The sequence below is a fragment of the Streptomyces sp. NPDC002577 genome (assembly GCF_053594815.1).
Map to the genome: position 1 here is coordinate 657,041 of NZ_JBSFWK010000001.1, position 23,663 is coordinate 680,703.

Below are 23,663 nucleotides of genomic sequence, written 5' to 3' on the forward strand. Positions count from 1 at the left end.
AGCGCCATGACCGACCCCATTGTCGACTTCGGACCGCAGACCAGGCTGGTGGCGCGGCTCGCCGAGCACGTGACCGTGGAGCAGATGGGCGCCGCCACCCCCTGCCCGGACTACGCGGTACACAATCTGCTGGGCCACGTCCTCGGGCTGACCGGAGCCTTCCGGGACGCCGCGCGCAAGGACCTGGGCCCGACGACCGACACCTCCCCCGGATCGTTCGTGCCGGACGTGGAACCGGACTGGCGGAGCGTCCTGCCGAAGCTGCTCGGCGAGCTGGCCGAGGCGTGGCGGGACCCGCGGGCGTGGGAGGGCATGACCCGCGCGGGCGGCGTCGATCTGCCGGGTGCGGTGGCGGGCGCCGTCGCCATGGACGAGCTCGTCGTACACGGCTGGGACCTGGCCCGCGCCACGGGCCAGGACTACGCGCCCGACACCCCGAGCCTGGAGGCCGCACACAGCTTCCTCGCCGAGGCGGCCAAGGATCCGGCCGGCGGCGGTGGTCTGTTCGGCCCGGTCGTCCCCGTCCCGGCCGACGCCCCGCTCCTGGATCGCGCCATCGGCCTGAGCGGCCGCGATCCGGGCTGGAGCCCGGCCTGAACTACTGACGAGATTGTCTCTGTGGCGACGCCGGAGCAAATGGCCCCCGGCAAGAGGTGCCCGGAACCGTGTCGTGTGCACTCAGCGCACCCGGCGCCCGGCAGCCGCCTCAGGCGGTTTCCCGGCTTGAGGTGGCGCTCGAGTCGGCGTCGGGGTCAGTGGGTCTCGTCCCCGCCGGTCTGCGATTCCCCGTCTCCCAGGAGGAGCAGGGCATCAGCCATGTCCAGGCCGGCAACATGGCGCAGGGGAACGGATGCGAGCCGGCAGTTGGCCTCGTGGCGGCCACGTGCCCCGCGCAGCCGCTGCCACATACGCGGGTACACCACGCCACACCCAGGGCACGCATCTGCCTCTCCGGCACCTCCCATGCGGGAGCGACGTCCTAGCAATGACGGTGGCGGGCTCGGGAGCAGTGGAGGTGGCGGGCTCGAGAGCGGTGGAGGTGGCGGGCTATAGGGGTGTGCCGGTTGCGGGCTCAGGTGCAGTGGCGGTGGCGCGGGTGCTGCCGGTGGCGGGCTCAGGTGCAGCGGCGGTGGCACGCCCCGCTGGTAGCCGCTGGACGTGGCTTCGAGCTTGGGTGGGGGACCGGCAAGGCCCCGCTCAGGCCGCGCAGGAGATCCGACCGGCCCAAACCCGGCCGCGGCGTCTGCCTGATCCCAGCCCTGGATGTTCAGCAGCGGGCCGTCCGTCGCGTTGCCCAGATGTACGGCGGAGCCGGGGCCTATCTCCATCTGGTGAATCCGCTGGCCCTGCACGAAGGTGCCGTTCGTGCTGCCGAGGTCTCCGATGACCCAATTACGGCCGCCCCAGCTGATCGTGGCGTGACGCCAGGACACCCTGGCGTCACCGAACACGATGTCTCCCTGCGGATCACGTCCGAGCGTGTACGACCTGGACGCATCGAGCGTCCAGGTCCGTCCGTTCGATTCCAGTACGAGTTCCGGCACTCCATGGCCCACATCAGGAGTCGGGTTGGGGGGAGTGTGCGGCTCCTCCTGGTCATGGGGGTTGTTCACCAGCAGCTCACCTCTATCCGTTGGAAGTAATGGCGGAACGGGCAGCCTGGCGCAGGCGTCGGCGCCGCTGCCAGGTCCTCAGGGCAAGGCCGCCGCGCTCCAGGAGTGTCCAGGCAGCCTCCATCGCGACGGCGAGGAGGACGGCGGCGAAGGCGGTCCAGCGCCAGCCGGCGTGCGTGCCGCCGGGGGGTGGTGCCCGCACGAGACGAGCAGGATGGCGGCGAGCGTCACCAGCAGCAGAGCCTGTCCGGGCCACCGGAACTTGTCCTCGCCCGCGGCGACGACGCCGATCAGACCCAAGCCACCGCTTGCCAGTAGAGGGGCTGCGATGGTGGTCACGGTGTCCTTGGCGCGCGCGTACCGGGCAGCGAGGAGCGCACTGCGTGCCTCCTGCTGCTCGCTCACGGCCGCCCCCTTCGAGGCCGCATGGTAGCGAAGGCGTAGTGGAGTCGCATGGTCAAGTTGCTGTGCAATAGGCCCCGTTGGCGAGGCGGCAGGGGTCGGCGTCGCCGTGTCCGCAGGGCTCTTGAAAGCCGTTCCCTGACCGGTGAGGCCCGACTAGCCTCCCCCCATGCCCCTGACACTCATCACCCTCGGCACCGCCTCCCCCCACCCCCAGCCCGGCCGTCCCTGCTCCGGGTATCTGCTGAGCGGTGGCGGGGCCGAGGTGTGGGTGGATGCTGGACCGGGGACCTTCGCTGAGTTGCAGCGGCACACCGACCCCGCGCGACTGTCGGGGATCTGGATCTCGCATCTGCATGCGGACCACAACGCCGATCTGCTGTCGGCGGTGTACGGGCTCGCGTACGGAGGGCTGACTCCCGAGGCGCCCATCCCCGTGTACGCGCCCGCTGACTGCGCGCGCCGCCTCGCCGGGTTCTTCGGGCGGTCCGATCCCGCGTTCCTGAACGGCGTCTTCGCATTCGAGGCGCTGTACGACGGACATGAAGTGCGGCTCGGCGGGCTTCGGCTGACCAGCCGGGCCGTCGTGCACGACACCGAGGCGTACGGGCTGCGGGCCGAGTGCGGCGGGGCCGTACTCGCGTACTCGGGGGACAGCGGGCCGTGCGCGGCACTGGCCGGACTCGCCTCCGGAGCCGACGTGCTGCTCTGCGAGGCCGACATCGACCGGCATCACGAAAGCGAACAGCAGCAGGTGCATCTGACGCCGGAAGACGCCGGTGCGGTCGCCCGCGCCGCGGGTGTCCGCGAACTCCTCATCACCCATGTCGGGCCGACGCTCACGCCCGAGTCGGCGACCGCGCGTGCCGCTGCCGCGTTCGGCGGACCCACGGTGACGGCCCGCGAAGGGAACGTCCAGGTCATCGGTGGCGTCGCGTAACGCGCACAGCCGTAACTCGCAACGCGCTCAAGCCTGTTCAAAGAAGTTCTTCTGTCGGAAGCGTTGACGAAACACAGGCCCCCTCCTACCTTCAACGCGTCGTACTTCGTACGTCATATATGAGACGCGATATGCGAGATCCGAGAGGCGCGCATGACCTCTGTGCCCACACCGATCCCCTCCCGCACGCAGTTCGTGCTGGAGGGGATCAAACACCGCATCCTCACCGGTCAGCTGACGCCGGGGCAGGCGCTGGTCGAGACCGAGCTCGCCGCGCAGTTCGGGGTGTCCAAGACGCCCGTGCGCGAGGCGCTCAAGACCCTGGCCGGCACCGGGCTCGTCGTGATGAACCAGTACAAGGGCGTCACGGTGCGCATGGTGGACGCGGACATGGCGCGCGAGGTCTACGACGTGCGACTGCTGCTGGAACCCGAGGCGCTGCGGCGAGCGGTCAGGCGCGGCGCGTCCCTGGATGCGGCACGTGACGCCCTGACCCGCGCCGACCGGGCCGCCGACACCGCCGAACGCTCCCTCGCCAACCGGGAGTTCCACCGCGCCCTCTACGTGCCCTGCGGCAATCCGCTGCTCGGCCGCATGCTCGACGAGGTCCGCGACCAGGCGGCCCTGGTCTCCGCCGTCGCCTGGGCGGCCGACCCCTCCTGGGAGCGGGAGGCCGCCGAACACCGGGAGATCCTGCGGCTCGCCCTCGAGGGCGACGCGGACGGCGCGGCGGGCGCCCTCCACGCGCACATCGCGTCGTTCGTGCAACGGGCCTTCCCCGAGCCCGGGGAGGCCAAGGGAGTGGGTGAGCAGGCATGACAGCGACGTTCGAGCCCCAGCGGGCGGCGCTCGCCGACGTCGTGGCGATCCCGGTCACACCGTTCACCGAGGACGGCACGATCGATCACGACGCGCATCGCGCCCTGCTGCGCCGGATCCTCGACGGCGGCGTGCGGATCCTCACCCCGAACGGCAACACGGGCGAGTTCTACGCCCTGACCCCCGAAGAGCGCCGGGACGTCACCGAGTTGACGATCGACGAGGCGGGCGAGCGGGCCGCGATCCTGGTCGGCGTGGGCCACGACGTGCCGACCGCCGTCGCCGCCGCCCGCCACGCCCGCGAGGCCGGGGCGCAGATGGTGATGGTCCATCAGCCCGTGCATCCGTACGTCTCCGAGGGCGGCTGGGTCGACTATCACCGGGCGGTCGCGGAGGCCGTCCCCGAGCTGGGCGTCGTCCCCTACATCCGCAACGCGGCGCTGAGCGGCGAGCGCCTCGCCGAGCTCGGCGAGGCCTGCCCCAACGTCATCGGCGTGAAGTATGCGGTGCCGGACGCGGCCCGGTTCGCGGGCTTCGCGCGCGACGCGGGCCTGGACCGCTTCGTCTGGATCGCGGGGCTCGCCGAGCCGTACGCGCCCTCGTACTTCTCCGCGGGCGCCACCGGCTTCACCTCCGGGCTCGTGAACGTCGCCCCCGCCGTCTCCATGAACATGATCGAAGCGCTTCGATCCGGCGACTACCCGGCCGCGATGAAGGTGTGGGAGCAGATCAGGCGCTTCGAGGAACTGAGGGCCGCCCACGGCTCCGCCAACAACGTCACCGTCGTCAAGGAGGCCCTGGCCTCGCTCGGCCTGTGCCGCCGCGACGTACGCGCCCCGAGCAAGGTGCTGCCCGAGGCCCAGCGCGCCGAGGTCGCTGCGATCGCCGCGGGGTGGTCCGTATGACCGGCGAGAGGCGGTCGAGATGACCAGCGAGAGGTGGTCGATATGACCGGCGAGAACAGGGGGCGCGCCGCGAACGCGCGGCGCAGCCCCGACCAGCTCCGCAGCCACCAGTGGTACGGCACCGACGGGCTGCGCAGCTTCAGCCACCGCGCCCGTACCCGCCAGCTCGGCTATCTGCCCGAGGAGCACCTGGGCAAGCCCGTCATCGCGATCCTCAACACCTGGTCCGACATCAACCCCTGCCACGTCCATCTGCGGGACCGCGCGCAGGCGGTGAAGCGGGGCGTGTGGCAGGCCGGCGGCTTCCCGCTCGAGTTCCCCGTCTCCACGCTGTCCGAGACCTTCCAGAAGCCCACGCCCATGCTCTACCGCAACATGCTGGCGATGGAGACCGAGGAGTTGCTCCGGTCCTATCCCGTCGACGGCGCGGTGCTGATGGGCGGCTGCGACAAGTCGACGCCCGCGCTGCTGATGGGCGCGGTGAGCGTCGACCTGCCCGCCGTGTTCGTGCCCGCAGGGCCCATGCTGCCGGGCCACTGGCGGAGCGAGGTCCTGGGCTCCGGCACCGACATGTGGAAGTACTGGGACGACAAGCGCGCCGGGCTCATCGGGGACTGCGAGATCAGCGAGCTGGAGAGCGGACTCGCCCGCTCGCCCGGCCACTGCATGACCATGGGTACGGCGTCCACGCTGACCGCCGCGGCGGAGGCGCTGGGCGTGACCATGCCGGGCGCCTCTTCGATCCCCGCTGTGGACTCCGGGCACGACCGGATGGCGGCCGCGGCCGGCTTACGCATCGTCGAACTCGTCAGGCAGGACCGGAAGCTGTCCGAGTTCCTCACCCGCGAGGCCTTCGACGACGCCGTGACGACCGTCCTCGGCCTCGGCGGCTCCACCAACGCCGTCATCCACCTGATCGCGATGGCCGGGCGGGCCGGGGTGCGGCTCACGCTCGACGACTTCGACCGCATCGCCCGTACGGTCCCGGTGCTGGCCAACATCCGCCCCGGCGGCGGCCCGTACCTGATGGAGGACTTCCACTTCGCGGGCGGCCTGCCTGGCTTCCTCTCCCGGATCACCGATCTGCTCCACCTCGACCGGCCCACGGTCGCCCACGACACCCTGCGCGAGCAGCTCGCCGGGGCCCTCGTGCACAACGACGACGTGATCCGCACCCGCGACAACCCGGTCGCGACCGAGGGCGGCGTGGCGGTGCTGCGCGGCAACCTCTGCCCCGACGGCGCCGTCATCAAGCACATCGCCGCCGAGCCGCACCTGCTCAAGCACACCGGCCCTGCCGTCGTCTTCGACGACTACAAGACCATGCAGCGCACCATCAACGACCCGGCCCTCGGCATCACCCCGGACCATGTGCTGGTGCTGCGCAACGCCGGTCCCAAGGGCGGCCCGGGCATGCCCGAGTACGGGATGCTGCCCATCCCCGACCACCTGCTGAAACAGGGCGTGCGCGACATGGTGCGGATCTCCGACGCCCGGATGAGCGGAACGTCGTACGGGACGTGCGTGCTGCACATCGCACCCGAGTCGTACGTCGGCGGGCCGCTCGCCCTCGTACGGACCGGGGATTCGATCAACCTTGACGTCGAGGCGCGATCCCTCCAACTCAACGTCCCTGAAGAAGAGTTGGCGCGGCGCCGGGCCGCGTGGACGCCTCCGCCCGAGCGGTTCGAGCGCGGCTACGGCGCGCTCTACCACGAGCAGATCACCCAGGCCGACACCGGCTGCGACTTCGCCTTCCTCGCCAGACCGGGGAAGGTGCCGGATCCCTACGCGGGCTGACCGAGCCGCCGTCCCCCGACCTGACGCCACCTGCCCCGCCCTGATCAGCCGGTATCCCGAAAGCCGCCCGGCAAGCACCTCGACCGTCGAGAAAGCGCTTGCCCCGCCGAACCAGACCCCCAGAACGGAGCGCAGTCATGGCCCAAGCCGCAGCCGTGGCGAAACGACCACCCGGGGCGCCCACCCGGTCCCGGGCGCCCCGACGGCGCCGCACGGGCGCGACGCCGCGCCGGCTCCCGTATCTGCTGATCGCGCCGGCCGCCCTGCTGATGCTGGGCTTCATCGCCTACCCCGTGCTCAGCGTCTTCTACTACAGCCTGCAGCACTACAACCCCACCAAGCCCTGGCGGAACGGTTTCGCGGGCTTCGAGAACTTCGTCACCGCCTTCACCGACGACCCGCAGTTCTGGTCGACCCTCGGCTTCAGCCTGCAGTGGGTGGTCGTCGAGGTCGTCCTGCAGCTGCTGCTCGGCCTCGGGCTCGCCCTGATCGTCAACCAGACGTTCGTCGGACGGGCCGTGTCCCGCGCGCTGGTCTTCTCGCCGTGGGCCGTCTCCGGCGTCCTCACCTCGACGATCTGGCTGCTGATCTACAACTCCCAGACGGGCATCACCCGTTACCTCGCCGACATGGGGATCGGCTCGTACGGAACGTCCTGGCTCTCCGACACCAGCACCGTCTTCCCGGCGGTCGTCACCGCCGAACTCTGGCGCGGCGTGCCGTTCTTCGCGATCCTCATCCTCGCCGACCTGCAGTCCGTCTCGAAGGACCTGTACGAGGCGGCCGAGGTGGACGGCGCCGGCCGCGTCCGGCAGTTCTTCCACATCACGCTGCCGCACCTGAAGGACGCGATCATCCTGTCCACGCTGCTGCGCGCGGTCTGGGAGTTCAACAACGTCGACCTGCTCTACACCCTCACCGGCGGCGGCCCCGCGGGCGAGACGACGACGCTGCCGCTGCGCATCGCCTCCATCGCCGTCGACTCCCACGACTTCGGCTACGCCTCCGCGCTGACCTCCATCGCCTTCGTGATCCTCCTCTTCTGCTCGATGGTCTATCTGCGGCTGAGCAAGTTCGGAGGCGAGGACAAGTGATCACCAAGGACGCCGACATGGTGGAGACAACCGCACCCGCCGCCCCTGCCGCCGTGCCCCCCGCGGCGAGCGGTCCCGCACCCGGGCGCCGGAAGCGGGCCTGGGACGAGGTCCCGCGCTGGCAGATCTATGTGCCGCTCGGCCTCTACCTGCTCTTCACGCTCATCCCCTTCTACTGGATGCTGCTCTTCGCGATCCGGCCCGCGGGCTCCACCTCGCTGCTGCCCTGGCCGCTCACCTTCGAGCACTTCGAGAAGGTGTGGACCGAGCGCAGCTTCGGGGTGTTCTTCCAGAACAGCCTCCTCGTGGGTGTCGCCTCCATGCTGATGACCACGGTCGTGGCGCTCGCCGGCGGCTACGCCCTGGCCCGCTTCGACTTCCGGATCAAGCGCGGCTTCATGCTGGCGCTGCTGTGCTCGCAGTTCATCCCGGGCGCGCTGATGCTGGTGCCGCTGTTCCAGATCTTCGCCAATCTGCGGATGATCAACTCGCTGGGCAGCGTCATCATCGCCGAGGCCGTCTTCCAGCTGCCGCTGTCGATGATCCTGATCAGCGGCTTCATCAAGAACGTGCCGTACTCGCTGGAGGAGGCCGCCTGGGTCGACGGCTGCGGGCGCTTCCGCGGCTTCTGCGCCGTCGTCCTGCCGATGCTGCGGCCCGGACTGATCGCCGTCGGCTCCTTCGCCTTCGTGCACAGCTGGAACCACTTCCTGTTCGCCCTGATGTTCCTCAGCAACCAGGACAAGCAGACGATCCCGGTCGGCCTGGCGACCCTGATGAGCGCGGACAGCGTCGATCTGGGCGCGCTGGCCGCGGGCGGTGTCGTTGCCGCGCTGCCCGTCGTGATCGTCTTCGCGTTCATCCAGAAGTGGCTGGTCACCGGGTTCAGCGCCGGGGCGGTGAAGGGATGAGACTCATGCCGGTTTCACTGAGAGGCCGCCGCGCCCTCCAAGTAACCCTTGGTATCGCCCTGTTGGCGGCGATCGGCGCTCCCGCGTCGGCGGACGACACCCGCGACCTCAGCCGCGAGACCCTGGCCGCCGACGACGGCTGGATCCCGTCGCTGCACGGCCCGATCGACAGCGCGGCCAAGGCGGACCACGACGTCGCGCGCGGAGCCGGAGCCGGGAGGATCCGATGAGCACCGCGCCCGCACCCGCACCGGTACCAGAACCACTTCCCGTCGTCCTCGCCGGCGCCCGCGGCCACGGCCGATGGCACCTGGAGAACATCCGCCGCCTCCAGGCCAGGGGCCTCGTCCGGCTCGCCGGAGTCTGCGAGTTGACGCCCCTGACCGCCGAGGAGCTCGACGGCTTCGGCCAGGTGCGGCAGTCAGCGGACTTCGCCGCCCTCCTGGAATCCACGGGCGCTGTCGCAGCCGTGATCTGCACCCCCATCCCGACCCACGCCGACCTGGCGCTCACGGCGGCCGAAGGCGGAGTGCACCTTCTCCTGGAGAAGCCGCCCGCGCCCTCGTATGCGGAGTTCCGGCGGATCGCCGACGGCGTGGCCGTGGCCGGGGTGGCCTGCCAGATCGGCTTCCAGTCGCTCGGCTCGCACGCGATCGCGGCCATCCGCGAACTCGTCACAGAAGGAGCGATCGGCGAGCCGGTGGGCATCGGCGCCGCCGGGGCGTGGGCGCGCGACGAGGCGTACTATCGGCGCGCCCCCTGGGCCGGACACCGCCGCCTCGACGGCGTGGACGTGATCGACGGGGTCCTCACCAACCCCCTCGCACACGCCGTCGCCACCGCCCTCGCGCTCGACGGCGCCACCCGCGCCGACGACGTGGCCTCGGTGGAGACGGAGCTGTTCCGCGCCAACGCCATCGAGTCCGACGACACCTCGTGCGTACGGATCACCACGACGCGCGGCAGTGTCGTCGCCATCGCGGCGACCCTGTGCGCGGAGCGGCCCGATGAGCCGTACGTCGTCGTGCACGGCACCAGCGGCCGCATCACCTTCTGGTACAAGCAGGACCGTGTCCTGCTCCAGCGGGCGGGACACGGTCCCAGCGAGATCCTCTACGACAGGACGGATCTGCTGGAGAACCTCGCCGACCACCTCACCCGGGGTGCCGAACTGCTGGTCACCCCGGAGTCGACGGGCGCCTTCATGCGGGTCGTCGAGGCGATCCGGCAGGCCCCCGACCCGGTGGCGCTGCCGCCCGGGGCATGGTGCAGCGAGCCCGGCGAAAGTGCGCCCCGCAGGATCGTGCCCGGCGTCGACGGGCTGGTCGCGGCCGCCGCCGACACCCTCTCCCTCTACTCCGAGCTGGGCGCCTCCTGGGCGCTGTCCGAGGAGGTGACCGCATCGTGAAAACATCCGTGACCACCGAGTCCCTCGTGCTGATGTGTGCGGGCCGGCCCGTCGGCCGCTACACCGTCCGGCCCGAACTGGACCCGCGGCTCTCTCCCCGCCCGTATCTGCATCCCGTCACCACGCTGGGCGGCACCGCCGTCACGGAGCTGAGCCCGGCGGACCACAAGCACCACCTCGGCGTCGGTGTCGCAGTTCCCGACGTCGAGGGGTACAACTTCTGGGGCGGCCGGACCTTCGTCCGCGACCAGGGCCCCACCGAGCTCGACAACCACGGCGCCCAGCGCCACCAGGCGTTCCAGCTCAGCGACCCCGACGGGTTCATGGAAGAGCTCCGCTGGGTCGCGGGCGGCTGCGAGCTGCTGCGCGAGCGGCGCACGGTCGCCGCCACCACGCTGAGCGACAGGGCCTGGGCGCTGGACTTCACCTTCTCGCTGACCAACACGACCGACCGGGCCCTGTCGCTCGGCAGCCCCGCCACCAACGGGCGCCCCGGCGCGGCGTACGGCGGCTTCTTCTGGCGGGCCCGCAAGGAGGCCGCTGCCCCCGACGTGTTCACGGCCCACGCCGTGGGGGAGCGGGCGGTGCACGGCAGCCGCGCCCCCTGGCTGGCTCTCGTCGGCCGGGACTGGACGCTCGTGTTCGCCGGGGCCACGGAGGTGACCCGCCGCGACCCGTGGTTCGTGCGCACCGCCGAATACCCCGGTGTCGGCTCGTCGCTCGCCCACGACGCGCGGCTGCCCCTCGACCCCGGCGGCACCGCCGTACGCCGTGTCGTCACCGTCGTAGCCGACGGCCGCCTCGACCGGGACCAGGCGGCGGCCCTCGTCCGGAAGGCGGTGGGCGCATGACCTCCCCGAGTACGAGCTCCCCGGGTGGGAACCGGGCACCCTGGACGGCCGACCTCGGCGACGGCACGTACCGCAACCCGGTCCTGAACGCCGACTGGTCCGACCCCGACGTGGTGCGCGTCGGCGACGACTTCTACCTCACCGCGTCCAGCTTCGGCCGCGCCCCCGGACTGCCGCTGCTGCACTCCCGCGACCTGGTCGACTGGACCCTGGCCGGACACGCCCTGGACCGGCTCGAACCCGCAGAGGCGTTCGCCGTCCCGCGCCACGACTGCGGCGTGTGGGCGCCGTCGATCCGCCACCACGACGACCGGTTCTGGATCTTCTGGGGCGACCCCGACCACGGCGTCTACCAGGTCAACGCCCCGGAGATCCACGGCCCGTGGACGCCCCCGCACCTCGTCGAGGCCGGCAAGGGCCTCATCGACGCCTGCCCGCTGTGGGACGACGAGACCGGCGATGCGTACCTCGTGCACGGCTGGGCCAGGTCCCGCTCCGGGATCAAGAACCGGCTCACCGGGCACCGGATGCGGCCCGACGCCACCGGGCTGCTCGACGAGGGCGAGGTGATCGTCGACGGCGACCGCATCCCCGGCTGGTTCACGCTCGAAGGGCCCAAGCTGTACCGGCACGACGGCTGGTTCTGGATCCTCGCCCCGGCCGGGGGAGTGGAGACCGGCTGGCAGGGCGCGCTGCGCGCACGGGACTTCTTCGGCCCCTACGAGGAGCGTGTCGTCCTCGCCCAGGGGCGCACCGCCGTCAACGGCCCCCACCAGGGCGGCTGGGTGCGCACCGCGCGCGGCGAGGACTGGTTCCTGCACTTCCAGCAACGTGGTGCGTACGGGAGGGTCGTCCACCTCCAGCCCATGCGGTGGTCGGACGACGGCTGGCCGGTGCTCGGCGACGACGGCGAGCCCGTCCTCGTCCACCGCAAGCCCGACCTGCCCGCGCAGCCCGTGTCCGCCCCGGCCTCCGACGACGACTTCCCCGGCGGTCGGTACGGACCGCAGTGGCAGTGGACGGCCAACCCCCAGGACGGCTGGACGAGCCGGCACCCGGGCGACGGGCTGCGGCTGACCTGCGTACGCACCGCCCGGAAGAGCACCGCACGGACCGAGGGCGCGCACGACCTGCGGCGGCTGCCGCATGTGCTGACGCAGCGGCTGCCCGCGGCCGAGTTCACCGCGGAGGTCGAGCTGCGCCTGGACAGCGAGGAACCGGGCGCGAGGGCCGGGCTGGCGGTGCTCGGCGACGCGTACAGCTGGATCGGGCTCGAGCGCGGCGCCGACGGGGACGCCCTGCTGGTGCACCGGTTCGCCGAGCAGACCGCCGACGGGGACCGGGACGCCGCGCATCCGCGGCCCGCGCCGCTCGGCACGGCCCGGCTGCGGATCGAGGTCTCGGAGGGCGCCCGCTGCCGCTTCCACGCGGACACGGGCGACGGATTCCAGCTCTCCGGGCAGGTCTTCGCCGCCACGCCGTGGCGCTGGGTCGGTGCCCTGCTCGGCCTGTTCGCCACCGCTCCGCCCGGCCGGGGACACGCCGGGACGGCCACGTTCACGCAGTTCAGAACCATCGGCTGAGCTGTTTCATCCGCACGTACGCCTGTTGGGAGCCGCAATGAAGCACCTCCGTGGCAAGCGCTTGCCGATCAGATCAAGCAGATTCAGAGCCCTGGCGGCCGGCACCGCGCTGGTGGCGTCCCTCGGTCTCGGGGCGATGGCCCCGGCCGAGGCATCCGCCGGCTCGACGGTGTCCATGGCCCCCAGGTGGTCCGACGAGCCGCACGGCTTCGCCTCGCTCGAGGGCGGCACCACCGGTGGAGCGGGTGGCAAGGTCGTCACCGTTACGGACCAGGCATCGCTCGCCGCGTACGCGGGGGCCGCCGAGCCGTACGTCATCCGCGTCGCGGGAGCGATCGACGTCGAGCCGTTCGGCTCGGACATCGTCGTGACCTCGAACAAGACCATCGTCGGAGTCGGCACCAGCGGCGAGATCGTCCACGGCGAGCTGCACCTGGGCCCCGGCACGAGCAACGTCATCATCCGCAACCTCACCATCCGCGACAGCTATGTGGAGGGTGACTGGGACGGCAAGACGACGGACTTCGACGCGATCCAGATGGACACCGTCGACCACGTGTGGATCGACCACAACCGGCTGACGCACATGGGTGACGGGCTGCTCGACATCCGCAAGGACAGCCAGTACATCACCGTCTCCTACAACCAGTTCACGAACCACAACAAGGCCTTCGGGATCGGCTGGACGAGCAACGTCAAGACGCAGATCACCATCGACCACAACTGGTTCGAGGGCACCAAGCAGCGCAACCCGTCCGCCGACAACTGCGCCTACGCGCATCTGTACAACAACTACCTCTCCGCGCAGGTCGCCGACGGCGACCCGGTCTGGACGTACGGCAACTGGTCGCGCGGCCACACCAAGATGGTCATCGAGAACAGCTACTACGACGGCGTCCAGCACCCCTACCAGGCCGACGCCACCGCCGAGCTGGTGCAGCGCGGCTCGATCCTGAAGAACACCACCGGGCGCCACGACGAGTGGGGCACGGCCTTCGACCCGCGCGCCTTCTACGACTACCGGCTGGACCCGGCGGCCGCCGTGCCCGCCCTGGTCACGCGCTTCTCCGGGCCTCAGCAGAACATCGGCACCGGCCTCGCCGGTACGGACGGCTGAGCTCCGTACCGCCACTGATGTACCGCCATCGACCCCCCGCGCACCACCCGAACAGGCACCACTCCGCACCTGCCCCACACACCGTCAGATCCAGAAGAAGAGAGCCGAGCATGATCAGCATCCGCAGCAGCAGAGGGCGCCGTCAGACGGCAGCCGCTTTCGCCCTGACCGCCGCACTCGCGCTGACCGCCACCGCCTGCGGTGACGACGGCAGCGGTGCCGCGGGCGACAAGGGGAACGAGGGCTCCGGCAAGGGCGAGATCACCTTCTGGGACAACAACGGCGGTGTCCGCACCGACGTCTGGAAGGAGATCATCGCCGACTTCGAGAAGGCCAACCCGAACATCAAGGTCAACTACGTCGGCATCCCGGCCGAGAGCGTCCAGTCGAAGTACGACACGGCCATACAGGGCGGCGGCCTGCCGGACGTCGGCGGCGTGGGCACGGCCATGCTCGCCGGGATCGCCGCGCAGGGGGCACTGGAGCCGCTCGGCGACCGCATCGACGGCAGCTCGCTCAAGGGCAAGCTGAACACGGGCATGGTGGAGAGCGTCCGTGCGGCGGGTGGCAGCGACCAGATGTACACGGTGCCGACGTCCGCCAACAACGGCACGCTGTGGTACCGCACCGACCTGTTCGAGGCGGCGGGCCTGGACGCGCCCACCACCTGGTCCAAGTTCTACGAGGCCGCCGGCAAGCTCACCGACGCCAAGAAGAACAAGTTCGGCTACACCATCCGCGGCGGCGAGGGCTCCATCGCGCAGGCGATCGACGCGAGCTACGGGCAGTCCGGCATCACCTCGTTCTGGAACGGCGACAAGACCACCCTCAACGACCCCAAGAACGTGGCGGCGCTGGAGAAGTACGTCGCCCTCTACAAGAAGGACACCCCGTCCGCCGACGTCAACAACGACTTCAAGAAGATGGTCGCCCAGTGGGACAGCGGCCAGATCGGCATGCTCAGCCACAACCTGGGCTCCTACCAGGACCATCTGAAGGCGCTCGGTGAGGGCAAGTTCCGCGGCATCCCGAACCCGACGCTCGACGACGGTACGCGCGTCCAGGTGTCCAACCCGGTGGACGGCCTCGGCCTGTTCAAGTCCAGCAAGAACAAGTCCGCCGCCTGGAAGTTCATCGAGTTCGCCGCCTCGCACGAGTCCAACAGCAAGTGGAACGAGTCGGCGGGCTCCATCCCGGCCAACACCGAGGCCGCGAAGGACGACTGGGTGCAGAAGGCAGAGCCCACCAAGCTCGCCGCGGAGGCACTGAACGACGACTCCATCAAGATCGTGCAGCTGCCGTACTACCTGCCCGACTGGAACACCGTCAGCAAGGCCGACAACGAGCCGAACTTCCAGAAGGTGCTGCTCGGCAAGATGTCCGCGAAGGACTTCCTGAACACCCTCGCGGACCAGCTCGACAAGGCGCAGGCCGAATGGAAGCAGCAGCAGAACTGAGTCTGCCCCTGCTTACAGGCAGCGGCCGTCCGGCCGTCTGACGTTACGGGGCCGGCGGCGGACCGCGGGTTCGCGCCCCGCCGCCGGCCCGAACCACCCGTGTGAAAGCGAGGCACAACGACGTGTCCCTCACTCGCAGACAGGCCACCGCGGCGGCCCTCGCCGCCCTGCCCCTCGCCCTCGCGGCAGAGGGCACCTCTCAGGCCTTCGAGGCACAGGGCCCGGCATCCGCCACCTCCTCCGGCTCGGGAGCTCGCCGTATGCGCAGCCTCTACATCGCCGGCGACTCCACCGCCGCCCAGAAGTACGCCGACGCCGCCCCGGAGACCGGCTGGGGCATGGCGCTCCCCTTCTTCCTGCACGCGGACATCACGGTCGCCAACCACGCGGTCAACGGCCGCAGTTCGAAGAGCTTCATCGACGAGGGACGGCTCGCGACCATCCTGGAGGCGATCCGGCCCGGCGACCTCCTGATCATCCAGTTCGCCCACAACGACGAGAAGACCGCCGACCCCACCCGGTACACCGAGCCCTGGACGACCTACCAGGACTGTCTGCGCCAGTACGTGGACGGGGCGCGGGCCCGCGGCGCGCGCCCGGTGCTGGCCACCCCGGTGGAGCGCAGAAAGTTCGACGCGGGCGGCAACGCCCTGCCCACCCACGGCGACTACCCGGCGGCGATGCGCGCCCTCGCCGAGGAGGAGGGCGTGGCGCTCCTCGACATCCAGGCCCTGTCGCTGGCGCTCTGGCAGAAGCTCGGCATCGAGGAGACGAAACGGTACTTCAACTGGACAGAGACGGAGCAGGACAACACCCACTTCAATCCGCCCGGCGCGATCGCCGTGGCCCGGCTCGTCGCCGAGCAGCTGGTCGCGCGGCGGGTGCTGGCGCCGCGCGACGTGCGCCGGCTCGACGACGAGATCCCGGAGTCGTGGATCACCTGGCCGGAGGCGTAGCCGCTGTGCCGTAGGCCCTCTTCGAATCCGCGGGCTCCGTGGCCGGCCGTCGTGCCCACGCGGCGGAGCCCGCACGACATCACAGCCGCGCGCTCCTGGCAGCGCGCCACTCGCCCCTGTCGAAAGCACCCTCCGAACTCCGCGCGAAAGTCTCCGCTCGAAAGGAACCCGCACCCATGCGCACGCGATCATGGCATGCCCATGCCATTACCTCTTTCGTCGGCTGCACCGCCCTCGTCCTCGGCGTCACGGGCACCAGCGCCCAGGCCCAGGACCGCGACCTCGGCCGCGAGACCCTCGCCGCGAACGACGGCTGGGCCTCCGAGGGCACCGGCACGACAGGCGGTGCCGCGGCCGACGCCGAGCACGTCTACACCGTCACCACCTGGGCGGAGTTCAGAGCCGCGCTGGAGGACGGCGGAACCGCACCCAAGATCATCAAGGTCAAGGGCATGATCGACGCCGTCTCCGAGGGCTGCTCCGCCTTCGAGGCCGAGGGGTACGACTTCCAGCAGTACCTCGCCGACTACGACCCGGCCGTCTGGGGCTACGAGAACACGGTCAGCGGCGAGCAGGAGGACCTGCGCGCCGCGTCCGCCGCCAACCAGGACAAGGCCATCAAGGCGAACGTCCCCGCCAACACGACCATCGTCGGTGTCGGCAAGGATGCCGGGATCCTCGGCGGCAGCCTGCAGATCAAGGGCGTCGACAACGTCGTCGTCCGCAACCTCACCATCGAGGCCCCCCTCGACTGCTTCCCGCAGTGGGACCCGACCGACGGCGCCACCGGAGCCTGGAACTCCGAGTACGACGGGGTCGTCGTCTACGGCTCCACCCACGTGTGGATCGACCACAACACGCTCACCGACGGCCGCTACCCCGACAGCACGCTGCCGTCGTACTTCGGCGAGGTCTACCAGCAGCACGACGGCCTGCTGGACATCGTGCGCGGCGCCGACTACGTGACGGCGTCCTGGAACTCCTTCGAGAACCACGACAAGACCCTCATGATCGGCAACAGCGACAGCGCCGGCTCGACCGACGCCGGGAAGCTCAAGGTCACGCTCCACCACAACCACTTCGAGGGCATCGTGGAGCGCGCGCCACGCGTCCGCTTCGGCCAGGTCGACGCGTACAACAACCACTACACGGTCACCGGGGACCAGTCGTACACCTACTCCTTCGGCGTCGGCGCCTCCTCCCATCTGTACGCGTCGGACAACGCGTTCTCGCTGCCCGAGGACGTCAGCGCCGCCAAGACGCTGAAGAAGTGGAGCGAGGCGCCGCTCACCGCCGAGAACAACTACGTCAACGGCGAGCTGACCGACCTCATCGCCGTCCACAACGCGGAGATCCCCGGGGAGACCCTCCAGTCGGGCGCCGGATGGACGCCGACGCTGCGCACGAAGGTCGACGACCCGCGTGCCGTCCCCGGCATCGTCGACCACCGCGCGGGCGCCGGAAAGGTCTGCTGACGATGAACCGGCAACCACTGCTCAGCAGACGCTCCTTCGTGGTCGCGGGCGCGGGAGCCGCACTCGCGCTCGGCCTCCCGTCCGGCGCTCACGCCGCCGGCAACGTCAGCGAGGGCTCGCCGTTCGGCTGCTACGGTTCGCCGTCCGACCGCCTCACCGAGCGGACCCTGTACGTGGACGCCGGGGGCGCCGGCGACTTCACCACCGTCCAGGCCGCCGTGACGGCGGCGAACGGCAGTGGCTACACGCTCGTGATCGCCCCGGGCACGTACCGCGAGACGGTCGCCGTGAGCGTCGCCCGTACGGAGATGACGTGGATCGGCGCCTCCGAGGACGCGCGTGACGTCGTGATCGTGTACGACAACGCGGCCGGCACCCCGAAGCCCGGCGGCGGCACGTACGGCACGACCGGCTCGGCCACCACGACCGTGCAGGCCGACGGCTTCACCGCCTGCTCGATCACCTTCGCCAACGACTGGCTGCGCGCGGACCACCCCGGGTTCACCGGCACCCAGGCCGTCGCCATCAAGGTGCAGGGCGACCGCTCGGCGTTCCACCACTGCCGGTTCCTCGGGCACCAGGACACGCTGTACGCGGACTCGATGGCCCTCGGCGTGTTCGCCCGCCAGTACTTCCGCAACTGCTACGTGGAGGGCGACGTCGACTTCGTCTTCGGCCGGGCCACCGCCGTCTTCGAGCGCTGCCGCTTCCACACCCTCGACCGCACGGACCTGGCCGGGGCCCCCTACGGCTTCGTCTTCGCGCCGTCCACCTCCGGAGCCAACCCGCGCGGCTACTTGGTCACCAGGGGCCAGGTCACGAGCGAGGCCCCGGAGGCGTACTACAAGCTGGCCCGCCCCTGGGTGCCCAGCTCCGACACCACCGCGAGGCCCATGCTGACCGTCCGCGACACCCACATCGGTCCTGGCATCGACGCGGTCGCGCCCTACACCAACATGTCGAGCAGCTTCCCGTGGCAGGACCAGCGCTTCCGCGAGTACCGCAACACAGGCCCGGGCGCGGAGATCACCGTGCCCGAGAACCGGCCCCAGCTCACCGACGACGAAGCCGCTCTGCACACCCGCGCGACGTACCTCGGTGACTGGACGCCGGGCGCACAGCCGCCCGCATAGAGGTCGGCAAGCTCCTTCCACCCCCCACGAAAGGACCTGCACTCATGCAGCGTCGCATCGCAACCACCCTGGTCACGGCCCTCGCCCTCGGCACCGGGCTCGCCGTACTGCCCACCCAGGCCCAGGCCGCGACCGTCGTGGTCGGCACCTCGGCCGAACTGTCCAGCGCTCTGAAGAACGCCACGGCCGGCACCACCATCCAGGTCCGCGGCGGCACGTACTACCCGACGGCGACCCTCGAGTCGACGGCGAACGGCACGTCCTCCAGCCGGATCTATCTCCAGCCCTACGGCTCCGAGACGGTGAAGATCGACGGGTCGAACCTCCCGGACGGCGACTGGATCTTCAAGCTGACCGCCGACTACTGGACGGTCTCCAACATCACGTTCCAGAACTCGCCGGACAGCGCGGTCGTGTGCCAGTCGTGCGCCTCCACGTACTGGAGCAACATCAAGACCATCAACGGCGGCGACTCCGGGTTCACGCTCACCGGCGACAACACGACCAACAACACGGTCAAGAACCTGGACAGCTACGGCAACTACGACCCCGCGGGCCACGGTGAGAACGCGGACGGCGTGGCCATCAAGTTCGGCTCCGGCACGGGCAACCTCGTCACCGGCACCCGTCTCTACAACAACTCGGACGACGGCATCGACCTGTGGTCGTTCTCCTCGCCGGTGACCATCGAGCACACCTGGTCCTTCGGCAACGGCAAGAACCGCTGGGGCGACTCGGCCTTCGCGGGCGACGGCAACGGCTACAAGCTCGGCGGCGACGGCGAGACCGTCGCACACGTCGTCAACAACTCGGCCGCCTGGGACGACGCCGGCAACGGCTTCACCGAGAACAGCAACAAGGGCGCCATCGTCATCAACCGCACCACGGCCTACGCCAACGGCAAGTGGGGCTACTACTTCGCCACCAGCGCGGCCAGGCTCGGCAAGAACCTCGCCGTGAGCAACGGCTCCGGCCTGGTCAACAAGGGCTCCTCGGTCGTCTCATCCGGCAACAACTGGGACTCCGGGATCTCCACCCCGTCCTTCGTCTCGACGGACGCGTCGACCACGTACAACGCCCGCCAGTCCGACGGGTCGCTGCCCAAGACCACGTTCCTGACCACGGGCAGCAGCACCATCGGCGCGACGATGGACTAGTGACGACGACGGACTGGTAACTGCGCGCGGCACGCCCTGAGCCCGGTCGTTCAACCTTCCCTGTGGAAAAGGTATCGATCGGGCAACGGGGCGTGCGCTGCGCCGTGTGATGCGCGTAGATACCTGTCATGCATAAGCCCATACGCATCGCCGCCGTGGTGGCCGCCTCCTGCGCCCTCGCCGGCGCCGCCCTCTTCGGCACCGGCGTCGCCTCCGCCGACCGCCCCACCGAGAACACCACCGCCGAGCCCCACAACATCGGGCTCCTCGTCAAGGAGATCGACTCCTACTACGGCACCACGCTCGACAGCGACGGCGTCTACCAGGCGTCCGATGACAGCCCGTACGCCCAGGACCTGGCGCGCATCGAGGCCGCCGCCAAGAAGTACATCGCCCAGGCGGCGGCCAAGGCCGAGCACAAGGGCGCCAAGCCCGCGGTCGTCTTCGACATCGACGACACCCTGCTGCTCAGCCTCGACTACGAGAGGAGAACCAACTACACCTACAACAGCACCACCTGGGCCGCCTATGTGGCGAAGGCCGACCGCCCCGCCGTCTTCGGCACGCCCGAGCTGATCGCGTACGCGCAGAAGGCGGGAGTCGAGGTCTTCTACAACTCCGGGCTGAGCGAGGCGCAGCGCCCGTACGCGGTCGAGAACCTCAAGAAGAACGGCATCGACGTGAACCTCGACGCCGACCACATGTTCCTGAAGGACAAGGCGAACCCGCCCGCGTATCTGAGCGACTGTGCGACGGCGTCCACCTGGACCTGCACGACCGTGCAGTACAAGTCCGGCACCCGCAAGCACATCGAGTCCCTCGGTTACGACATCGTGGCCAACTTCGGCGACCAGTACTCGGACCTCGAGGGCGGCTACGCCGACCGGACGTACAAGTTCCCGAACCCCACCTACTACGTGGAGTAGAACGGAAATTCGGGGTACGCCCGCGGCAACCTTTTCGGCCACGGTGGCGACAAGGGAGCGGAAGCGGGAAGGGAAACCCCTCCGGAGGCACCCTCCGGAGGGGCTCCGCCCGTTCCTCACCGAGAACAGCAACACCGGAGCCATCCTGCTGGGCCGCAACACCGCATACGCGAACGCCCAGTCGGGCTTCTACTTCGCCACCGGCACGGCGCGGCTCGCGCGGAACCTCGCCGTGAACAACAAGGCCGGCCTGGCCAAGATGGGCTCCTCCACGGTCAGCGCCGGCAACAACTGGGACAGCGGCATCTCCACACCGTCCTTCAGGTCCACGGACGCGACGACCGCGTGCGGCGCGCGCAAGGCGGACGGTTCGCTGCCGGCCACCACGTTCCTCACGACCGGTTCGACCACCATCGGATCGACCATGAACTGACAGCGGCCGTCCACCGGCCCGCGCACGTGCCGAGCCGCCGCCTCCAAGGGGGGAAGAGGGAGGCGGCGGCTCTCACGGACGGGCTCAGGCGCCGGGGGGCGACGCGACGCGGCCCGTCAGCCGTAGGTCAGATCGAAGGCCGTGTAGCGGCAGTACGTGCCGTCCGCACCGGTGCCGATCTGAGCGGGCTCGTCGCCCGTGTCGCCGTCCTGGAAGCGGACGCAGGGCTTGATCTTCTTGCCGGTGTCGCCGTGGATCCGGACGTTGTGCAGCGCCGCCGTGTCACCGCGGCCGGAGTCGATGCCGACGATGGCGCCGCCCGGTGCCGTCACGTCCACGTCGTTGACGACGACGGACCGCTCGGCCTGCGTCGAGCAGGTGCCGCACGAACGCACCAGCTCGCCGAAGTCCGCCACCTGGAACCTGGTGACGACGAGCTTTCCGGCGCCGTTGAACCGGAACACCGTGTCCGATGCCTTCTGCGCGCCACCGCCGTACACCGTGTACACGGCCGACGAGGTGGTGCCCCCGAAGGTGGCGGCGTCCTCGCCGACGTCCTCCCACCACACGTTCTGCAGCGTGCAACTTCCCTGGCATTGCACGCCCTTTGCGGCCGGCGCGTCCAGGACGACGTTCTTGAGCACGGCCCCGTCCTCGAGCCTGAAGACCGGATTCCGGCCCTCGTCCTGGCCGTCGCCGCCGAGGCCGTCGCTGCCGTAGTACCGCTTGAGGCCGCCGTCGAAGGTGCCCGAGACGTCGATGGTGGAGGAGATTGCCCGGGCGCCCCTGGCCGTCGGCCACGCGCCGGCCGCGCCGGCCGGCGAGAGCATCGCACTGGTCATGAGGGCGGCACCGGTCAGCGCGAACGCGGCGAACCCGGCGGCGGCGGCACGCCGGCGGCCGGTGCGGCGGCGGTGGCGTGCGCGGTGTCCGGGTCTTGAGGCCATGATCAGTTCCTCCGGTGCGGGTAACCGACGCTCTGCGCCTTGTGGTTGCCGCAGCCCGCGCGAAAAGTTGCCGCGGAACGGAAGAATTCTTTCGACGGCGCCGGGCTGGGCGTCACCGGTCCGGGCCGTCGAACCGGAACCCGGCCGGCTGACCGGCCCCCGGCCCCTGATCCGGCGACGTCAGCCGCCGGAGACCGGCGCGAAGTCCCCCCGAACGCTCAGGCCTTCACCGTCGGCCTGGGCCGTCGCCGCATACCAGTCGTCGCCGGCGTCCCGGCCGCCCTGCGCGTGGTTGTACTGGCCCGCGAACACGTACTGGCCCGCTGGCACCGTACGGCCGTCCTTGAGGGTCCAGCGGTAGACGAGGAAGCCGTCCTTCTCCTCCACCGTGTAGGTGAAGTCCTGCTCGGGCAGGGACCGCCAGCCACCGGTCGAGGAGACGCCGTCGGTCTTGGCGATGTGCAGCTCGACCGTCAGCGACGTCAGCACCTTGGTCGTCTTGATCGTCACGTCACTCTGCGCCCAGTACTCGCTGCTGCCCGGGTCGATCGACCCGTCCGACCACAGGGGTCCGTCCTGGGTGCTCGCCGCGGGCGTCGCCTGCGGGGTGCGCGACGGCTCCTCCTCGCCCTGCGTGCGCGTCGGTGTCGGGCTCGGCTTCGCCGTACGGCGAGGCGAAGGAGACGCCTTGGGGGTGTCGTCCGGCGCGGGTCCACGGCTCGTCGTCGCCGACGGGGACGGCTCCGGGCTCGGCGACACCGCCACCTTCTGCTCGACGGGGGTGTCGTCGCGTACGGCGGAGGCGACCGCGTACCCGCCGACGGCCATCACGCCCGCGACGGCCGCCGTGGCGCCGACGATCCGCGCCCAGGCGAACACCGGGCGCGGCGAAAGACGGTGGACGCCCGATGACGCATCCGGGGCGGCCATGCCGCGCTCGATGCGCGCCAGCATCCGTGCCCGGTCCGGCCGGTGAGTTTCGGCCGCATCACGCAGCAGGGTGCGCAGTTCGTTGTCCATCAGTCCCTCCCTCCCGTGGGCCGGGGCAGTCTTGTGGCGGTCGCCGCGGTCTGCATCCGCCGCGGCGCGTCCACCGCGCCCAGCGACCGCTCCAGTTCCGCCATGGCTTTCGAGGTCTGGCTCTTCACCGTACCCACCGATATGCCGAGTGCGAGCGCGGTGTCCTTCTCGGACAGGTCGAAGCCGTGCCGCAGTACGACGCAGGCCCGCTTGCGGAACGGCAGCCGCCGCAGTGCCTCTTGGACGTCGACGACCGCCGAGACGTCCGGGTTCTCGGTCCCTTCGTCGCGATGCGACCAGAACAGGGCGATACGCCGCCGCTCCCGCACCGCGCTGCGTATGCGCGTGCGGGCGAGGTTCGCCACGACGCCCCGCGCATACGCCACCGGGTGCTCGGCCGCGCGCACCCGGTCCCAGTGATGCCACAGCGCCAGCAACGCGTCGGCCGCCAGATCGTCCGCGGCATCGGACTCACCGGTCAACAGATGGGCCAGCCGGGCCAGTTCGGCGTAGTGGTTCTCGAAGAAGGCATGGAACTCCGCGGCCGGGTCGTCGACGGCAGTGCCCACGGAATCCTCCCCTTCCCCCAGCGCTGCCCGCGTGTATGCGCGTATACGCGTGCGGTGGTGTCCGTGATGTGTGCGGTCCGTGGTGCCCCCGTGCTCGCCGGGGCGAGCAGCGCGAGCGTACCAGTGGCCGCACGAGGATTCGAACGA

General features: G+C 70.4%; 21 protein-coding genes and 3 pseudogenes. 19 read left to right on the top strand and 5 right to left on the bottom strand.

The annotated features are described in order from the left end of the window. Positions 1-6: 6 nt before the first annotated feature. A complete protein-coding gene (locus tag ACWD4J_RS02965; protein ID WP_451393468.1) occupies positions 7-597 on the top strand; it encodes a TIGR03086 family metal-binding protein in 591 nt (196 codons plus the stop codon). Between the two features lie 664 nt (positions 598-1,261). Here the strand turns inward: ACWD4J_RS02965 and ACWD4J_RS02970 are convergent. Both ACWD4J_RS02970 and ACWD4J_RS02975 read right to left on the bottom strand, forming a co-directional pair. Next, positions 1,262-1,544 (bottom strand): annotated as a pseudogene (locus ACWD4J_RS02970) (FHA domain-containing protein); the annotation flags it as partial. Positions 1,545-1,691: 147 nt separating this feature from the next. Then, on the bottom strand, positions 1,692-2,018 hold the full coding sequence (locus tag ACWD4J_RS02975) for a hypothetical protein (RefSeq protein ID WP_451393469.1): 327 nt from the start codon (positions 2,016-2,018) through the stop codon (positions 1,692-1,694). Positions 2,019-2,184: 166 nt separating this feature from the next. Between ACWD4J_RS02975 and ACWD4J_RS02980 the strand changes: the two genes are divergently transcribed. The 18 genes and pseudogenes from ACWD4J_RS02980 to ACWD4J_RS03065 form a co-directional block, all read left to right on the top strand. Beyond that, positions 2,185-2,955 carry an MBL fold metallo-hydrolase gene (locus tag ACWD4J_RS02980; protein WP_451393470.1) on the top strand — a complete coding sequence of 257 codons (771 nt, stop codon included), beginning with the start codon at positions 2,185-2,187 and terminating at the stop codon, positions 2,953-2,955. 153 nt (positions 2,956-3,108) lie between these two features. Beyond that, positions 3,109-3,774: a GntR family transcriptional regulator gene (locus tag ACWD4J_RS02985; RefSeq protein ID WP_451393471.1), complete on the top strand. Its 666-nt coding sequence runs from the start codon at positions 3,109-3,111 to the stop codon at positions 3,772-3,774. Next, entirely contained in the window at positions 3,771-4,679 is a 909-nt protein-coding gene (locus tag ACWD4J_RS02990) for a dihydrodipicolinate synthase family protein (RefSeq protein ID WP_451393472.1), read from the top strand. Before ACWD4J_RS02985 ends, ACWD4J_RS02990 begins: the two co-directional genes overlap by 4 nt. A gap of 42 nt (positions 4,680-4,721) precedes the next feature. Further along, the gene (gene araD, locus ACWD4J_RS02995; RefSeq protein ID WP_451393473.1) at positions 4,722-6,479 is read left to right on the top strand and encodes an L-arabinonate dehydratase; all 1,758 of its coding nucleotides are present in this window, start codon (positions 4,722-4,724) and stop codon (positions 6,477-6,479) included. Positions 6,480-6,616: 137 nt separating this feature from the next. Further along, positions 6,617-7,573, top strand: a complete 957-nt coding sequence (locus ACWD4J_RS03000; RefSeq protein ID WP_451393474.1) for a carbohydrate ABC transporter permease — start codon at positions 6,617-6,619, stop codon at positions 7,571-7,573. A gap of 17 nt (positions 7,574-7,590) precedes the next feature. Further along, entirely contained in the window at positions 7,591-8,484 is an 894-nt protein-coding gene (locus ACWD4J_RS03005; protein ID WP_451393475.1) for a carbohydrate ABC transporter permease, read from the top strand. 5 nt (positions 8,485-8,489) lie between these two features. Next, entirely contained in the window at positions 8,490-8,714 is a 225-nt protein-coding gene (locus ACWD4J_RS03010; RefSeq protein WP_451393476.1) for a hypothetical protein, read from the top strand. Next, positions 8,711-9,892, top strand: a complete 1,182-nt coding sequence (locus tag ACWD4J_RS03015; RefSeq protein WP_451393477.1) for a Gfo/Idh/MocA family protein — start codon at positions 8,711-8,713, stop codon at positions 9,890-9,892. The genes ACWD4J_RS03010 and ACWD4J_RS03015 overlap by 4 nt, the downstream gene beginning before the upstream one ends. Before the next feature lie 32 nt (positions 9,893-9,924). Continuing rightward, a complete protein-coding gene (locus ACWD4J_RS03020) occupies positions 9,925-10,743 on the top strand; it encodes a DUF6807 domain-containing protein (protein WP_451393624.1) in 819 nt (272 codons plus the stop codon). After that, positions 10,740-12,326: a glycoside hydrolase family 43 protein gene (locus tag ACWD4J_RS03025; protein ID WP_451393478.1), complete on the top strand. Its 1,587-nt coding sequence runs from the start codon at positions 10,740-10,742 to the stop codon at positions 12,324-12,326. The genes ACWD4J_RS03020 and ACWD4J_RS03025 overlap by 4 nt, the downstream gene beginning before the upstream one ends. Before the next feature lie 37 nt (positions 12,327-12,363). Further along, positions 12,364-13,419: pseudogene (locus ACWD4J_RS03030) on the top strand (pectate lyase family protein); the annotation flags it as partial. Between the two features lie 134 nt (positions 13,420-13,553). Further along, positions 13,554-14,900, top strand: coding sequence for an ABC transporter substrate-binding protein (locus ACWD4J_RS03035; RefSeq protein ID WP_451393479.1), 1,347 nt, complete (start codon positions 13,554-13,556; stop codon positions 14,898-14,900). A 122-nt stretch (positions 14,901-15,022) separates the two neighbouring features. Continuing rightward, positions 15,023-15,856 carry a rhamnogalacturonan acetylesterase gene (locus ACWD4J_RS03040; RefSeq protein WP_451393480.1) on the top strand — a complete coding sequence of 278 codons (834 nt, stop codon included), beginning with the start codon at positions 15,023-15,025 and terminating at the stop codon, positions 15,854-15,856. 176 nt (positions 15,857-16,032) lie between these two features. Beyond that, complete coding sequence (locus tag ACWD4J_RS03045; RefSeq protein WP_451393481.1) at positions 16,033-17,331, top strand: pectate lyase family protein; 1,299 nt, start codon at positions 16,033-16,035, stop codon at positions 17,329-17,331. A gap of 2 nt (positions 17,332-17,333) precedes the next feature. Next, complete coding sequence (locus ACWD4J_RS03050; protein WP_451393482.1) at positions 17,334-18,464, top strand: pectinesterase family protein; 1,131 nt, start codon at positions 17,334-17,336, stop codon at positions 18,462-18,464. 44 nt (positions 18,465-18,508) lie between these two features. Continuing rightward, on the top strand, positions 18,509-19,621 hold the full coding sequence (locus ACWD4J_RS03055; RefSeq protein ID WP_451393483.1) for a right-handed parallel beta-helix repeat-containing protein: 1,113 nt from the start codon (positions 18,509-18,511) through the stop codon (positions 19,619-19,621). A 128-nt stretch (positions 19,622-19,749) separates the two neighbouring features. Further along, entirely contained in the window at positions 19,750-20,547 is a 798-nt protein-coding gene (locus tag ACWD4J_RS03060; protein ID WP_451393484.1) for an HAD family acid phosphatase, read from the top strand. Positions 20,548-20,665: 118 nt separating this feature from the next. After that, positions 20,666-20,980, top strand: a pseudogene (locus tag ACWD4J_RS03065) (right-handed parallel beta-helix repeat-containing protein); the annotation flags it as partial. A 116-nt stretch (positions 20,981-21,096) separates the two neighbouring features. Here the strand turns inward: ACWD4J_RS03065 and ACWD4J_RS03070 are convergent. The 3 genes from ACWD4J_RS03070 to ACWD4J_RS03080 all read right to left on the bottom strand — a co-directional run bounded on the left by ACWD4J_RS03070 (position 21,097) and on the right by ACWD4J_RS03080 (position 23,516). Next, entirely contained in the window at positions 21,097-21,927 is an 831-nt protein-coding gene (locus tag ACWD4J_RS03070) for a pectate lyase (protein ID WP_451393485.1), read from the bottom strand. Between the two features lie 180 nt (positions 21,928-22,107). Beyond that, positions 22,108-22,947 (bottom strand): hypothetical protein, encoded by an 840-nt coding sequence (locus ACWD4J_RS03075; protein ID WP_451393486.1) that lies wholly within the window; start codon positions 22,945-22,947, stop codon positions 22,108-22,110. Continuing rightward, the gene (locus ACWD4J_RS03080; protein ID WP_451393487.1) at positions 22,947-23,516 is read right to left on the bottom strand and encodes a SigE family RNA polymerase sigma factor; all 570 of its coding nucleotides are present in this window, start codon (positions 23,514-23,516) and stop codon (positions 22,947-22,949) included. Before ACWD4J_RS03080 ends, ACWD4J_RS03075 begins: the two co-directional genes overlap by 1 nt. Positions 23,517-23,663: the final 147 nt, after the last annotated feature.

Coding starts and splice junctions, on each gene's coding strand:
- ACWD4J_RS02965 (WP_451393468.1), top strand. CDS start 7: ATGACCGACCCCATTGTCGACTTCGGACCGCAGACCAGGCTGGTGGCG.
- ACWD4J_RS02980 (WP_451393470.1), top strand. CDS start 2,185: ATGCCCCTGACACTCATCACCCTCGGCACCGCCTCCCCCCACCCCCAG.
- ACWD4J_RS02985 (WP_451393471.1), top strand. CDS start 3,109: ATGACCTCTGTGCCCACACCGATCCCCTCCCGCACGCAGTTCGTGCTG.
- ACWD4J_RS02990 (WP_451393472.1), top strand. CDS start 3,771: ATGACAGCGACGTTCGAGCCCCAGCGGGCGGCGCTCGCCGACGTCGTG.
- araD (WP_451393473.1), top strand. CDS start 4,722: ATGACCGGCGAGAACAGGGGGCGCGCCGCGAACGCGCGGCGCAGCCCC.
- ACWD4J_RS03000 (WP_451393474.1), top strand. CDS start 6,617: ATGGCCCAAGCCGCAGCCGTGGCGAAACGACCACCCGGGGCGCCCACC.
- ACWD4J_RS03005 (WP_451393475.1), top strand. CDS start 7,591: ATGGTGGAGACAACCGCACCCGCCGCCCCTGCCGCCGTGCCCCCCGCG.
- ACWD4J_RS03010 (WP_451393476.1), top strand. CDS start 8,490: ATGCCGGTTTCACTGAGAGGCCGCCGCGCCCTCCAAGTAACCCTTGGT.
- ACWD4J_RS03015 (WP_451393477.1), top strand. CDS start 8,711: ATGAGCACCGCGCCCGCACCCGCACCGGTACCAGAACCACTTCCCGTC.
- ACWD4J_RS03020 (WP_451393624.1), top strand. CDS start 9,925: ATGTGTGCGGGCCGGCCCGTCGGCCGCTACACCGTCCGGCCCGAACTG.
- ACWD4J_RS03025 (WP_451393478.1), top strand. CDS start 10,740: ATGACCTCCCCGAGTACGAGCTCCCCGGGTGGGAACCGGGCACCCTGG.
- ACWD4J_RS03035 (WP_451393479.1), top strand. CDS start 13,554: ATGATCAGCATCCGCAGCAGCAGAGGGCGCCGTCAGACGGCAGCCGCT.
- ACWD4J_RS03045 (WP_451393481.1), top strand. CDS start 16,033: ATGCGCACGCGATCATGGCATGCCCATGCCATTACCTCTTTCGTCGGC.
- ACWD4J_RS03050 (WP_451393482.1), top strand. CDS start 17,334: ATGAACCGGCAACCACTGCTCAGCAGACGCTCCTTCGTGGTCGCGGGC.
- ACWD4J_RS03055 (WP_451393483.1), top strand. CDS start 18,509: ATGCAGCGTCGCATCGCAACCACCCTGGTCACGGCCCTCGCCCTCGGC.
- ACWD4J_RS03060 (WP_451393484.1), top strand. CDS start 19,750: ATGCATAAGCCCATACGCATCGCCGCCGTGGTGGCCGCCTCCTGCGCC.
- ACWD4J_RS03070 (WP_451393485.1), bottom strand. CDS start 21,927: ATGGCCTCAAGACCCGGACACCGCGCACGCCACCGCCGCCGCACCGGC.
- ACWD4J_RS03075 (WP_451393486.1), bottom strand. CDS start 22,947: ATGGACAACGAACTGCGCACCCTGCTGCGTGATGCGGCCGAAACTCAC.